Here is a 12,513-nt window from a genome sequence, read left to right on the forward strand (position 1 = left end):
CCGGCCAGGCGCCGCTGCTGGGCCGGCGATAGCGCGGGCATCGGCTGCGCAGGCTGCGGGCGAAACACCGCCGCGCCGCGGTCGTCCAGCTCGCGGCCGACGAAACCGGCGCAGGCCCGCAGCACTTCCAGCGCCAGCAGGCGGAAGGTGGTCAGCTTGCCGCCGGCCAGGGTCACGCAACCGGGTTCGACCCAGAGCAGGTGTTCGCGCTTCTCGTCCGAGGGCTTGAGCGTGGAGCCCGCCGCGCAGACCACCGGACGCACGCCGGCCCAGGTCGACAGCACGTCCGCGGCGGCGATACGCGCGCCGGGGAACTGCTGGGCACAGGCCGCGAGCAGGTAGTCGGCCTCGTCGGCGCTGATCCGCGCCTCGCGATCCAGCGACTCGGCGTGGTCGAGATCCGTGGTGCCGACCACCGTGGCGCCCTCCCAGGGGAAGACGAACACCGGGCGCCGGTCCTGGTCGTGCAGGAAGCTGAACGCATGGGCCACCGGCAGCCGCCAGGCCGGAAGCAGCAGGTGGCTGCCGCGCAACGGGCGAATCCGCACGTCGTCGTCCTGGCGAAACCGACCCGCCCAGGCGCCGGTAGCCTGCGCCACGGCACGCGCGCGAAACCGCAGGCGCTGGCCGCTTTCGCGATCCTCGCCGAGCAGGCCGACCACCCGGCCCTCCTCGCGCAGCAGCTCGACGACTTCGATGCCGTTCAGCGCCTCGCCACCCTCGCCGCGCGCCTCGCCGAGCACGCGCATCACCAGCCGCGCATCGTCGGTCACCGCATCGAAGAAACGCGTGCCGCCGAGTAGGCCGTCCTCCTTCAGCCCCGGCGCCAGGTAGCGCAGCTGCTGCAGCGAATGGAACAGGTGGTTGCGCTTGCCGGCCAGGGCGTCATACAGCGCGAGCACCCCGCCGAAGACCTTCGGCCCGGGAAAGGCGCCGCGGTAGTGCGCCATGATGAAACTCAGCGGGTCCACCAGCCCCGGCGCCTCGGCGAGCAGACGCTGGCGTTCGCGCACCGAATCACGGGTCAGGCCGAACTGGCCCTTGGCGATGTAGCGCAGGCCGCCGTGGACCATCTTCGACGAACGACTCGACGTGCCCCAGGCGAAATCGCGCTGTTCCAGCAGCAGGCATTTCCAGCCGCGCCGGGCCGCTTCGCGCAGGATGCCGGCGCCGCTGATGCCGCCGCCGATGACGATCAGGTCCCACTCGCGGGCCGCCAGCTCGGGCAGCGCGCGCTCACGCCAGGCGGCGTTCCAGGCGCTCATTCCGGCAACAGCACGCCGGGGGCCAGGCGGCCATCCGGGTCGAAATGAACCGCCAGCGCACGCAGCGCGGCCATGCCCCGCTCGCCCTTCTCCACCGCCAGGTAGGGAGCATGGTCGCGGCCGACGCCATGCTGGTGGCTGATGGTGCCGCGGTTGTCGACGATGCAGCGGCTGGCGGCGTGCTTGAGCCGTTGCCAGCGCTCCAGCGCCTGCGCGTAGCTGCCGCCCGGCCGATACACGTAGGTGGTGTAGATGCTGCAGCCCTCGCCGTAGACGTGGGACAGGTGGGTGAACACATGGACCCGCTCGCCCGCATCGGCAAGGCCATCGCGCAGGCTGGCCTCGAGCGTGTTCAGCAGCGTGTCGACGTTGCTCCAGTCGGTGGCGGTTTCCAGCGTGTCCACCAGGTAGCCGGCGCTCCACAGGCCGTGGCGCAGGTAGGGGAAACGGAAGCGGTTCTGCGCCCATTTGCGGCCCAGCAACGTGCCGGTGAACACCCCGCCGAAGCCACGCAGGAGCTTCCTGGCCTGGCGCAGCGAGGCGGCGTTCTGCACCCGGCTGCCGGTGACACCGAAGGTCAGCATGCATTTGTCGCCCCGCGCGCCGCGCAGCGCCAGGTACTTCTCCAGCAGCGCGATCTGCCCCGGATGACCGGCCAGCGCCAGTTGGGTGCGCGTCTCGATGGCATTGGACAGGCGCAGCATCGACAGCGGCACCCGCGCCTGCGCCAGGCCGCGGATCGCCTCCAGCGCGCGCGGCCAGTCGGGCAGGAATACCGCGTAGAAGGTTTCCGCATCGGGCAGGCGGCTGATGCGCACCCGGACCTCGGAGATCACCCCGAAGCGCCCTTCCGAACCCAGCACCATTTCGCGCAGATCGGGACCGGCCGCCGACGCCGGAAAACTCGGCAGCTGCAACGGGCCGGAAAAGGTTTCCAGCGTGCCGCCGGCGAACAGTTGCTCGATGCGTCCATAACGCAGGGACTGCTGGCCGCTGGAGCGCGCGGCCACCCAGCCGCCGAGGGTCGACAGCTCCCAGGATTGCGGGAAGTGCCCGAGGGTGTAGCCCAGTGCGCGCAGCTGGCTTTCCACCTGCGGGCCGTTGGCGCCGGGGCCGAAGGTGGCAATCAGGCTCGCGGCGTCGATCTCCAGCAGGCGGTTCATGCGCTCCAGCGACAGTGTCAGCACCGGCCGTTCGCCATGCTGGGGATTGATGTGGCCGGCCACCGAAGTGCCGCCGCCGTAGGGGATCAGGACCAGGTCCCGCTCCGCCGCCCAGACCATCAGCTCGCGGATCTGCCCGGCGGTTTCGGGAAAGGCCACGCCATCGGGAAACACGCCGAAGTCGCCCGAGCGCATCGCCAGCCAGTCCGGCAGGCTCTGCCCGCGGGCGTGGCGCAGGCGATCCTCTGCCTCCAGGCTGACCAGCGGATGCGCCGGCAGCCGCGACGCCGGCACACGGGCCAGCACCTGTTCGAGCGTCGCATCGGCCAGCGGCTCGCCGGCACCGATCAGCGCGTGGAGAAATTCCGCCCCGTGCGCCGGCAATTCGACCTCGGTGGTGTCTTCGCCCCAGCCATTCCAGCGTCGCATTCCGCCCTCCCTCGTCCGGTATTCCGGAGCTTGTTGTTCGCTGCCTATACTAGCCGGCAGCCGCTCCGCGTCACTGTCGGATCGGGACAGACGAGCTCGCCAAACGCGCCATCAGAAGAACAAGAAACCCATGCAAAACCTCGGCTACACCTCCGTGCCGGTCCTGCTGAAATACCTGCGCTACGCCGAACACCTCGGCCTGGATTGCGCGCCCGCGCTCGCCGCCGCCGGCATTTCCCGCCAGGCGCTGGCCGACAACAGCGGACGCTTCCCCAGCGAGGTTCACGAAACCCTCCTCGCCGAACTGGCCGAACGCTCCGCCGACCCGCTGTTCGGCCTGCATGCCGCGCGCTTCGTGCAGCCCGGCTCGTGGAGCGTCCTGGGCTACATCACCATGAACTGCGCGACCCTGGGCGAAGCCATGGCGCGCATCGTGCCCTACGAAAAACTGGTCGGCGACATGGGCACCAGCCGCATCGAAAACGACGGCGGGCAGGTCCGGCTGAGCTGGAACTGCCGGCATCAGCACGGCGAGGTGCGGCGGCACATGGTGGAGAACGTGCTGGCGTCCTGGCTGCTCTACGCGCGCTGGATCGCCGACCTGCAACGCTCGCCGAGCGAAGTCTGGTTCGAGCACGCCCAGCCGGCCGGCACCACGCAGGTGGATTACCAGGCGGTGTTCGGCTGCCCGGTGCGCTTCGAGCAGCCCTGCAGCGCGCTGCTGTTCCCCGGCGAATACCTGGGCGTTCCGCTGCGCCAGGCGGACGCCAACCTGCTGCGCACCCTGGAGGCGCACGCGCTCGCCCTCATGGCCGAACTGGATGTGGACGAACCTTTGCCGCTACGGGTGAAGAACGTGCTGCGCCAGTCGCTGCGGGACGGGATGCCGAGCAAGGAACGTGTCGCGGACAAATTCCACCTGAGCCTTCGCACCCTGCAACGTCGGTTGCAGGAAGCCGGCACCAGCTATCAACAGGTGCTCGACGAACTGCGCCGGGAGCTGGCCGAACGCTACCTGCTGGGCAGCGACCTGCCGATCCAGGAGATCGCCGTCTACCTCGGCTTCAGCGAGCCACGCTCGTTCCACCGCAGCTTCAAGGCCTGGACCGGACACACGCCGGGGGAATTCCGTGAGCGCCGGCGCGCCCCGCAGGAAACGGGGCTGGCGGCGCTCGACTAGCCGAGCAACTCGCTCAGCGGGATGAAACGGACCGGATCGCCCTCTTCCAGCGTCTGGCCTTCGCGCACTTCCACCAGGCCGTTGGCCCAGGCCGCGCTGCTCAGCACCCCGGAACTCTGGTTCGGGTGCAACAGGGCGCGGTTGTTCTCCAGCCGCGCGCGGAGGAATTCCCGACGCGTGCCCGGCCTGCCCCAGACGAAACCGGCCGCCACCTCGAAGCCCAGTGGCCCGACCTCGACCACGCCCAGGCGCCGCAGCAGGTAAGGCCGCGCCAGCAGGGCGAAGGTCACCAGCGACGACCCCGGATTGCCCGGCAGGCCGATCACCGGGACGCCCTGGCAATGCCCGACGGTCAGCGGTTTTCCCGGCTTGAGGGCAAGTTTCCACAGGGTGAGCTCGCCTTCTTCGCGCAGCACTTCGCCGAGGAAATCCGCCTCGCCCACCGACACGCCGCCGGTGGACAGGATCAGGTCGACATCGCCGAGGTTTCGCAGCGTCTGCCGCGTCAGTTCGAGGTCGTCGGCGAGGATGCCGGCGTCCACCACGGCGCAGCCCAAACGCTGCAACCAGGCGATCAGCAAGCGGCGGTTGCTGTTGTAGATCTGTCCGGCGCCCAGCAACTGACCCGGCTCGACCAGCTCATCGCCGGTGGACAGCACGGCGACCCGCGGACGGCGCCGAACGCTCAGTTGCGCAGCGCCCAGCGAGGCGGCAAGGCCGAGTTCGATCGGCCCGAGCCGGGTGCCGGCCGGCAGCACGCTGTCGCCGACGCGGGTCTCGTGGCCTTGCAGGCGGATGTTGCGATGGGCCCGCAGCGGCTCGACGAAGCGCACCCGGCCGTCGTCCAGCACCTCGGCGTTCTCCTGCATTTCCACCGTGTCGGCGCCTGCGGGCACCGGTGCGCCGGTGAAGATGCGCGCGCAGGTGCCCGGCTGCAGCGCTGCCGGAGCGGTGCCGGCGAGAATCCGCTGGCTGACGACCAGCGGTTCGCCGGTCCAGTCGGCCAGGGCCAGGGCGTAGCCGTCCATCGCGCTGTTGTCCCACGGCGGCAAGTCGAGGCTGGAAACCAGCGTCTCGGCCAGCACGCGACCGTCGGCCTCGGCGAGTCCGACCTGCTCCACCTCGTCTATCGGGCAGGTCTCGGCCATCGCCAGCAGACGCGCCAGGGCGTCCTCCAGCGGCAACAGCCCGGGATGGTCGCAGCCACTCATCCGCGGCTCTCGCAGGGTTCGGCCTGCTTGAGGTGCGGAACGAAATTGCAGGGACGGAAACGCGCGTCCAGCTGTTCGGCCAGGATGCCGTCCCAGGCGGTGCGGCAGGCGTTGGTCGAACCCGGCAGGCAGCAGACGAGCGTGCCGTTGGAGAGTCCGGCCAGGGCGCGCGACTGCATGGTGGAGGTGCCGATATCCGCCACGGAAATCTGCCGGAAGACCTCGCCGAAGCCATCCACCTGCTTGTCCAGCAAGCAGCCGACCGCCTCGGGCGTGCTGTCGCGCTCGGTGAAACCGGTGCCGCCGGTGATCAGCACCACCTGCACGCGGTCATCGGCGATCCAGGCAGCGACCTGGGCGCGGATCTTGTAGATGTCGTCCTTGAGCAGCACGCGTTCGGCCAGGGCATGACCAGCGCTGGTGAGGCGGTCGACGAACAGCTGGCCGGAGGTGTCGGTTTCCAGCGAACGGGTATCGCTGACGGTCAGAACGGCGATATTCAGCGGTACGAACACCGCGTCAGCCTTGTGGCTCATGGCAGTTTTCCAGTTGTCGGGGAAGAAGGGCCGGTGTTATATCACAGCCCCGTTTTGGAGGTCCCCGATGCCGTCAATGCCGCCGGTTCCCTGCTCCGTACTGCTGCTTTCCGGCGGCCGGGGACAACGCATGGGCGGCCGCGACAAGGGCCTGATCGACTGGCGCGGTCGGCCGCTGATCGCCTGGCTGCACGCGTTGGTACGACCGCTGACCGACGACCTGATCATCTCCTGCAATCGCAACGCCGAGCGCTATGGCCGTTACGCCGACCAACTGGTGAGCGACGACAGCCCCGACTTCCCCGGCCCGCTGGCCGGCATCCGTGCCGGTCTGCAGGCCGCCCGCCACGATCACCTGCTGGTGCTGCCCTGCGACGCGCCGCTGCTGGATCGCGAACTGGTCGATGCGCTGCTGGCGCAGGCCGGCGAACACCCGGTGATGCTGCATCGGGGCGGCTATTGGGAGCCGCTGTTCGCCGTGCTGCCGACCCGGCTGAAAGAGGTCGTCGAACAGGCCTGGCTCGCCGGCGAACGCAGCCCGCAGCGGATTTTCCGCCAGCGCTCGCCCGTCGCGGTCGAGTGCGCCATCGACGACCCGCGCCTGGCCAACCTCAACAGCCCGGAACTCCTGGCATCCGCCGCCGAAGACGGGGATCGGCCGCGCGCCGATTGAACGGCACCCTCCGGCGCAAAAAAAGCCCGCTCTAACCCCTTGTGCGGCAAAACTTTTTCGGTACAATGCGCGCCATTCTCGGAGCGTAGCGCAGCTTGGTAGCGCGTCTCGTTCGGGACGAGAAGGTCGCTGGTTCGAATCCAGTCGCTCCGACCAAAACAAGGTTTCAGGCACATCGTCCCGCCTGAAACCACAAAAAAGCCCGCCTCGCGCGGGCTTTTTCGTTTCCGCTCGCCGGGCATCCTGCCCCGGACGTTCCGCCAGGTCGGCTCCGGCAGCCGTTTGCGCCTACAATCGCGCATCCGCCCTCTCAAGGAGTCCCCGTGCAACCGGCGATCTCGATCCAGCAACTGACCAAGTCCTATGCCTCCGGCCACCACGCCCTGAAAGGCATCGATCTCGACATCCAGAAGGGTGAAATCTTCGCCCTCCTCGGCCCCAACGGGGCCGGCAAGACCACCCTGATCAGCATCGTCTGCGGCATCGTCAATCCCGGCGGCGGCAAGGTCAGCGTCGACGGCCACGACATCCTCGACGACTACCGCCTGGCGCGGGCGAAGATCGGCCTGGTACCACAGGAGCTGTTCAACGACGCGTTCGAAAGCGTCTGGGCGACCGTGAAGTTCAGCCGCGGGCTGTTCGGCAAGGGGCCGAACCCGGCGCACCTGGAGAAACTGCTGCGCGACCTGTCGCTGTGGGAGAAGCGCGAGGCGCGCATCTTCGAACTGTCCGGCGGGATGAAGCGCCGGGTGATGATCGCCAAGGCGCTGTCCCACGAACCGGACATCCTCTTCCTCGACGAACCCACCGCTGGCGTGGACGTCGAGCTGCGCCGCGACATGTGGGAGATGGTCCGCGGCCTGCGCGAACGAGGCGTGACCATCATCCTCACCACGCACTACATCGAGGAGGCCGAGGAAATGGCCGACCGCATCGGCGTGATCAGCAAGGGCGAGATCATCCTGGTGGAGGACAAGGCCGCGCTGATGGACAAGCTCGGCAAGAAACAGCTCCGGCTGATCCTGCAGCGCCCGCTGGAAAGCATCCCGCCCGCGCTGGATGCCTATGCGCTGGAGCTGTCCGCCGATGGCAACGAGCTGGTCTACACCTTCGATGCGCAACGCCAGCACACCGGCATTGCCGAACTGCTGCGTCATCTGGGCGAGCACGGCATCGACTTCAAGGACCTGCAATCCAGCCAGAGTTCGCTGGAAGACATCTTCGTCAATCTGGTAAGGGGCCGGGCATGAATTTCTACGCGATCCGCGCGATCTATCTGTTCGAGCTGGCACGCACCTGGCGCACGCTGATGCAGAGCATCGCCACGCCAGTGATCTCCACCTCGCTGTACTTCGTGGTGTTCGGCTCGGCGATCGGCTCAAGCATGGTGCAGATCCACGGCATCGACTATGCGGCCTTCATCGTGCCCGGCCTGGTGATGCTGGCGCTGCTCACCGAGAGCATTTCCAACGCGGCCTTCGGCATCTATATGCCCAAGTACTCGGGGACCATCTACGAAGTGCTGTCGGCGCCGATTTCCTCGTTCGAGATCGTCGTCGGCTACGTGGGTGCGGCGGCCACCAAGTCGGTGATCCTCGGCCTGATCATCATGCTCACCGCGCGGCTGTTCGTGACCTTCGAGATCGAGCATCCCTTGTGGATGCTGCTGTTCCTGGTGCTCACCGCGGTGACCTTCAGCCTGTTCGGCTTCATCGTCGGCATCTGGGCCGACGGCTGGGAGAAGTTGCAGATCGTACCGGCCCTGATCGTCACGCCGCTGACGTTCCTTGGTGGCAGCTTCTATTCCATCAGCATGCTGCCGCCGGTGTGGCAGAAGATCACCCTGTTCAACCCGGTGGTCTACCTGATCAGCGCCTTCCGCTGGTGCTTCTATGGCGTGTCGGACGTGAACGTCGCGGTCAGCCTGGGAATGACGCTGCTGTTTCTCGGCGGTTGCCTGGCCATCGTCTTCTGGATGTTCAAGACCGGCTACCGGCTGAAGAGCTAGCTAACTACAGGCAATAAAAAAGCCCCGGCTTGCATGACAAGCCGGGGCTTTTTATTAACGGCGACTTATTGCAGCCAGCTTTCCACGGTTTGTGCGCCGTGCTGTTCTTTCCAGGCTTTCAGGACCTTGTGGTTGCCACCCTTGGTTTCCACCAGTTCGCCGGTTTTCGGATTCTTGTAAACCTTCAGCACGCGCTCCTTGCGCTGGCGTGCAGCCGCCTTGGGCGCACTGCGCGAGTTGCTGCTGGCGCCCACGTCGAGCAGCTCGACGATATCGCGCAGGCCTTTGTCATAGTGAGCCATCAGGGCCTTGAGCTTTTCCTCGAACTCCATTTCCTTCTTCAATCCGGCATCGGACTTCATGGACTCCATCTGCGCCAGTTGCTCGGCCAGTTTCTGTTCGAGCGCGCGAAATTCGGCAAGTTTTGACATGTTCATTAGTCCCCGGATTAGTTGTGGTGAGTGTTTTAATCCATCGGTTGTTTTTTTTCAAGTGAATTACGATCACCGCGGAACTAACGAATGCTCCTGCGCACTTATCGCGCTCGTTATAAACAGCCCGAGCTCATCTCAACTTCCCTTTGCCCTTTAGCGTTTCGCAGCATTGCAGGGTCGCTGTGTACCGTTCGAGTTGCCGTGGCCTTCAAAAAAAGTTCCGCGACGGCTGCCGAAAAACGCATGCCTACCGTTCGTAACCTTCCCTGAACTTTGCAAAAAAAACGTCCCTCCTAATCCATGCGAATTATGTAAATCCATGAACGAAGAGGAAATCCAGCATGGACAATAAAGAAGTAATCTCCGTACTCAACGACCTCATCGAAACCAGCAAAGACGGCGAAGAAGGCTTCCGCACCTGCGCCGAGGACATCAAGAACGCCGAGCTGAAGGCGCTGTTCGTCAGCCGCTCGCAAGCCTGTGCCAGCGCGGCCACCGAGCTGCAGCAAGTGGTCCGTTCCCTCGGCGGCGACCCGGAAACGAGCACCAGCGTCAGCGCGGACCTTCACCGCCGCTGGGTCGACCTGAAGTCGATCATCACCGGCAAGGACGAAGAGTCCATTCTCAATGAGTGCGAGCGCGGTGAAGACGTCGCGATGAAGAGCTACAAGAACGCGCTCTCCAAGGATCTGCCGGCGAATATCCGCTCGATCGTCGAGAAACAGTTCGAAGGCGTTCAGCGCAATCACGACCAGGTGAAAGCCCTGCGCGATATCGCCCGCGCCAGCTGATTCCCGGCCGGCAACTAGCGCTACGAAAATAACGCCACTCGTTGGCGTTATTTTTTTGGTCTTTTCTTATCGCTATAACACCTTCGCCACGCGTCATCGGCTCGATTTGAATGGTTATCCGAAATGTTAAAAACCCTTCACGAAATTTTCACAGGGCCTGTTCTAAGGTGAATCTCAGCTGAAGGAACAGCGCCCCGTCAAAGCCCGCTCCGGCGGGCTTTTTCTTTACCGCACGGAAAGTAGCGATGCAGCATCGATCCAAATCCCTTTCATCGTTAACGAGCCGATACATCGAACTCGCTACCGATGATCACCCCATCAGGACAGGCATCGCGCCGGCTGTTACACTGCGCGCCTCCTTTCCTTGCGGGAGAGGACCCTCGGTAAGACCGTCCGCTGCACTCACAGGCAGCCGCAGCCCTTCCCCACTCCGATGTCTGGTAGCCACGTCTTCGCAAGAAGGTGTCTCGTTTGGCTCGTTACGGCTCATGGTCAATTCGAACCTGCCGATACACGTCAGCCAAACCCCTGCATCGGGCGGAACTTTCTCTCGCCCCTTCAGCTCCGATAAGGATCATTCGGCCACCCCATTTGGGCGGCGACTGCGGAGCTTCTAGTCAACGGCCCAAGCCGTATTCGTTCAGGAACATATAAGAACCATGTCCATTCATCATCACGCACAAAACGCCATGAGCGCACTCACCGCAGCCTTCGCCCCGCTGAGCTGCCAGATCATGGCCCTCAGCCGCGAAGGCAACTTCAGCTTCACGCTGGTCAACGAGCACGGCATTGCCTGCCACACCGAACGCCTCTACCCCGATCAGTACATGGGCAACGAGCGTTTGCAGAACGTGATCGAGCGCACCCGCAAGGCAATGACTGCCTGACGCGGACGACGCGCACAAAAAAGGCGGTGGAGAAATCCACCGCCTTTTTTTATGCCGCCAATACCGTGATCAGCCGCCCGTGACGCTCATGAAGCGGACCACCTGGACCTGCTCGTCGTTGCGGAAGAAATGTCGCTCCGGCTTCAGATGCAGGGCCTCGACCAGCGCATGCCGCAAGCGTTGTGCGTCCCCGGGATGGCGACGCATCAAGGCCTTAAGGTCCAGTGCGCCCTCGTGGCCGAGACAGAGCACCAGCTTGCCTTCGGCGGTGACCCGCACCCGGTTGCAGTCGCCGCAGAAGTTGTTGCTATGCGGAGAGATGAAGCCGACCCGCGTGGCGCTGCCCACCACCTGCCAATAACGCGAGGGCCCGCCCGTGGCATGACTGGAGCGCACCAGCGCGTGGCGCTGCTCGATGCGTGCGCGCACCTCGTCGCTGGAGCAGAAGGTGATCTCGCGGCTGTGGCTGGAAACGCTGCCCAGCGGCATCTCTTCGATGAAGCTGATGTCGAGGTCGCGGGCCATGGCGAATTCCACCAGATCGAGCACCTCGTCATCGTTGCGGTCCTTCTGCACCACGCTGTTCAGCTTGATCCGCGAAAAACCGGCGGCGCGCGCGGCGTCGATGCCCGCCAGCACCTGGTCGAGGCTGTCGCGTCGGGTGAACTCGGCGAAGCGCTCACGGCGCAGCGAGTCGAGGCTGATGTTCAGCCGTTTGACGCCCGCGGCGCGCAGCTTCCCGGCGAGGTGCGGCAACTGGGAACCGTTGGTGGTGATGGAGAGGTCTTCCAGTTCGCTGCGCGCACCGAGCTTTTCCAGCAACCCGACAACGCCCTTGCGCACCAGCGGTTCGCCGCCGGTGATGCGGATGCGTTTGACGCCGAGGCCGATGAAGGCGTCGGCCACCGCATAGAGTTCTTCGAGCGTGAGTATCTGCGCCCGCGGGGCGAAGACCATGTCCTCGCTCATGCAGTAGGTGCAGCGAAAATCGCAGCGGTCGGTGACCGACAGGCGAAGGTAGGTGATGCGGCGCCCGAACGGGTCGACCAGTTGTTCGTCCGACATGGCGGATACCTGATACGGCAGGAGTCTTCGGCTTGGCCGCCGATGAAACCAGAAATGAAGGTGCGGGTACACCATTAACCTCCGGCCGGCGCGCCCTCTTCAATCCGACTGCCCCCGCCTTGAGGGGTTCAGGAGGCCGGTGCTAGCATGCGCCGACCGGTTTGCCGCCATCTGCTGCGGCGGCCCTGGACCGAGAGCGCCATGAGCAGTATCCGCGAACGCAACAAAGGACTGATCCTGCGCGCGGCCAGCGAGGAGTTCGCCGACAAGGGCTTCGCTGCCGCCAAGACCAGCGACATCGCGGCGAAAGCCGGCCTGCCCAAGCCCAACGTCTACTATTACTTCAAGTCCAAGGAAAACCTCTACCTGGAGGTCCTGGAAAGCATCGTCGAGCCGCTGCTGCACGCCTCGTCGCCGTTCAACCAGCCCGGCCGCCCGGCCGAAGTGCTGCGCAACTACATCCGCTCGAAGATCCGTATTTCCCGCGAGCTGCCGCACGCCTCGAAGGTGTTCGCCAGCGAGATCATGCACGGCGCGCCGCACCTCACCGCCGAACAGATCGAGCAACTGAACAACCAGGCGCGGCACAACATCAACTGCCTGCAGAGCTGGATCGACGAAGGCCTGATGGCGCCGGTCGATCCTCATCACCTGCTGTTCAGCATCTGGGCCGCGACCCAGACCTATGCCGACTTCGACTGGCAGATTTCCGTGGTCACCGGCAAATCCACCCTCGACGACAGCGACTACGATGCCGCGGCGGACACCATCATTCGCCTGGTACTCAAAGGCTGCGAGGTGGACGAGCGAGACGCCCTGGCGAACCAGATCAAGCGCGCCTGAACCACAAGCGCACCCGCGACGACTTCAG

Annotated in this window: 13 protein-coding genes and 1 tRNA gene; 8 read left to right on the top strand and 6 right to left on the bottom strand. The window is 65.3% G+C overall.

What is annotated here, in order from left to right; genetic code table 11:
• Together B2X67_RS03905 and B2X67_RS03910 are read right to left on the bottom strand one after the other, a co-directional pair.
• Positions 1-1,265: glycerol-3-phosphate dehydrogenase/oxidase (locus B2X67_RS03905; RefSeq protein ID WP_286784686.1), on the bottom strand; the 1,265-nt coding region annotated here is incomplete at its 3' end.
• Positions 1,262-2,857, bottom strand: coding sequence for an FAD-binding oxidoreductase (locus tag B2X67_RS03910; RefSeq protein WP_286784687.1), 1,596 nt, complete (start codon positions 2,855-2,857; stop codon positions 1,262-1,264). The genes B2X67_RS03910 and B2X67_RS03905, both read right to left, overlap by 4 nt.
• A gap of 130 nt (positions 2,858-2,987) precedes the next feature.
• Here B2X67_RS03910 and B2X67_RS03915 point away from each other — a divergent pair, with 130 nt between their 5' ends.
• A complete protein-coding gene (locus B2X67_RS03915) occupies positions 2,988-4,037 on the top strand; it encodes an AraC family transcriptional regulator (RefSeq protein WP_286784688.1) in 1,050 nt (349 codons plus the stop codon).
• Here B2X67_RS03915 and glp read toward each other — a convergent pair.
• Both glp and moaB read right to left on the bottom strand, forming a co-directional pair.
• Complete coding sequence (gene glp / locus B2X67_RS03920) at positions 4,034-5,248, bottom strand: gephyrin-like molybdotransferase Glp (RefSeq protein WP_286784689.1); 1,215 nt, start codon at positions 5,246-5,248, stop codon at positions 4,034-4,036. The two genes, B2X67_RS03915 and glp, sit on opposite strands and share 4 nt — an antisense overlap.
• Entirely contained in the window at positions 5,245-5,784 is a 540-nt protein-coding gene (gene moaB / locus B2X67_RS03925) for a molybdenum cofactor biosynthesis protein B (protein WP_273229264.1), read from the bottom strand. Before moaB ends, glp begins: the two co-directional genes overlap by 4 nt.
• A gap of 67 nt (positions 5,785-5,851) precedes the next feature.
• Between moaB and mobA the strand changes: the two genes are divergently transcribed.
• From mobA to B2X67_RS03945, 4 genes are all read left to right on the top strand, one after another.
• Positions 5,852-6,457, top strand: coding sequence for a molybdenum cofactor guanylyltransferase MobA (mobA, locus tag B2X67_RS03930; protein WP_286784690.1), 606 nt, complete (start codon positions 5,852-5,854; stop codon positions 6,455-6,457).
• Positions 6,458-6,536: 79 nt separating this feature from the next.
• Positions 6,537-6,613 (top strand) — tRNA-Pro (locus B2X67_RS03935).
• Between the two features lie 167 nt (positions 6,614-6,780).
• On the top strand, positions 6,781-7,707 hold the full coding sequence (locus tag B2X67_RS03940; RefSeq protein WP_286784691.1) for an ABC transporter ATP-binding protein: 927 nt from the start codon (positions 6,781-6,783) through the stop codon (positions 7,705-7,707).
• On the top strand, positions 7,704-8,465 hold the full coding sequence (locus tag B2X67_RS03945; RefSeq protein WP_090229473.1) for an ABC transporter permease: 762 nt from the start codon (positions 7,704-7,706) through the stop codon (positions 8,463-8,465). Before B2X67_RS03940 ends, B2X67_RS03945 begins: the two co-directional genes overlap by 4 nt.
• A gap of 65 nt (positions 8,466-8,530) precedes the next feature.
• Here B2X67_RS03945 and B2X67_RS03950 read toward each other — a convergent pair whose 3' ends face one another.
• Positions 8,531-8,896: a histone-like nucleoid-structuring protein, MvaT/MvaU family gene (locus tag B2X67_RS03950; RefSeq protein WP_282338281.1), complete on the bottom strand. Its 366-nt coding sequence runs from the start codon at positions 8,894-8,896 to the stop codon at positions 8,531-8,533.
• A gap of 344 nt (positions 8,897-9,240) precedes the next feature.
• On the opposite strand from B2X67_RS03950, the gene B2X67_RS03955 reads away from it, so the two are divergent.
• A complete protein-coding gene (locus B2X67_RS03955; protein WP_273229269.1) occupies positions 9,241-9,690 on the top strand; it encodes a PA2169 family four-helix-bundle protein in 450 nt (149 codons plus the stop codon).
• 659 nt (positions 9,691-10,349) lie between these two features.
• On the top strand, positions 10,350-10,577 hold the full coding sequence (locus tag B2X67_RS03960) for a hypothetical protein (protein ID WP_286784692.1): 228 nt from the start codon (positions 10,350-10,352) through the stop codon (positions 10,575-10,577).
• A 69-nt stretch (positions 10,578-10,646) separates the two neighbouring features.
• Here B2X67_RS03960 and moaA read toward each other — a convergent pair whose 3' ends face one another.
• Positions 10,647-11,642, bottom strand: a complete 996-nt coding sequence (moaA, locus tag B2X67_RS03965) for a GTP 3',8-cyclase MoaA (RefSeq protein WP_273229270.1) — start codon at positions 11,640-11,642, stop codon at positions 10,647-10,649.
• Between the two features lie 201 nt (positions 11,643-11,843).
• Between moaA and B2X67_RS03970 the strand changes: the two genes are divergently transcribed.
• Positions 11,844-12,485: a TetR/AcrR family transcriptional regulator gene (locus tag B2X67_RS03970; protein ID WP_273229271.1), complete on the top strand. Its 642-nt coding sequence runs from the start codon at positions 11,844-11,846 to the stop codon at positions 12,483-12,485.
• The last annotated feature ends 28 nt before the right edge of the window (positions 12,486-12,513 follow it).

The sequence above is a fragment of the Pseudomonas sp. UBA3153 genome (assembly GCF_002364635.1).
In the GTDB taxonomy this organism is placed as follows: Bacteria; Pseudomonadota; Gammaproteobacteria; order Pseudomonadales; family Pseudomonadaceae; genus Pseudomonas_O; species Pseudomonas_O kuykendallii.

Bases quoted from the DNA above. Each gene is read 5' to 3' on its own strand.
- B2X67_RS03910 (WP_286784687.1), bottom strand. From the start codon at position 2,857: ATGCGACGCTGGAATGGCTGGGGCGAAGACACCACCGAGGTCGAATTG.
- B2X67_RS03915 (WP_286784688.1), top strand. From the start codon at position 2,988: ATGCAAAACCTCGGCTACACCTCCGTGCCGGTCCTGCTGAAATACCTG.
- glp (WP_286784689.1), bottom strand. From the start codon at position 5,248: ATGAGTGGCTGCGACCATCCCGGGCTGTTGCCGCTGGAGGACGCCCTG.
- moaB (WP_273229264.1), bottom strand. From the start codon at position 5,784: ATGAGCCACAAGGCTGACGCGGTGTTCGTACCGCTGAATATCGCCGTT.
- mobA (WP_286784690.1), top strand. From the start codon at position 5,852: ATGCCGTCAATGCCGCCGGTTCCCTGCTCCGTACTGCTGCTTTCCGGC.
- B2X67_RS03945 (WP_090229473.1), top strand. From the start codon at position 7,704: ATGAATTTCTACGCGATCCGCGCGATCTATCTGTTCGAGCTGGCACGC.
- B2X67_RS03950 (WP_282338281.1), bottom strand. From the start codon at position 8,896: ATGTCAAAACTTGCCGAATTTCGCGCGCTCGAACAGAAACTGGCCGAG.
- B2X67_RS03955 (WP_273229269.1), top strand. From the start codon at position 9,241: ATGGACAATAAAGAAGTAATCTCCGTACTCAACGACCTCATCGAAACC.
- B2X67_RS03960 (WP_286784692.1), top strand. From the start codon at position 10,350: ATGTCCATTCATCATCACGCACAAAACGCCATGAGCGCACTCACCGCA.
- moaA (WP_273229270.1), bottom strand. From the start codon at position 11,642: ATGTCGGACGAACAACTGGTCGACCCGTTCGGGCGCCGCATCACCTAC.
- B2X67_RS03970 (WP_273229271.1), top strand. From the start codon at position 11,844: ATGAGCAGTATCCGCGAACGCAACAAAGGACTGATCCTGCGCGCGGCC.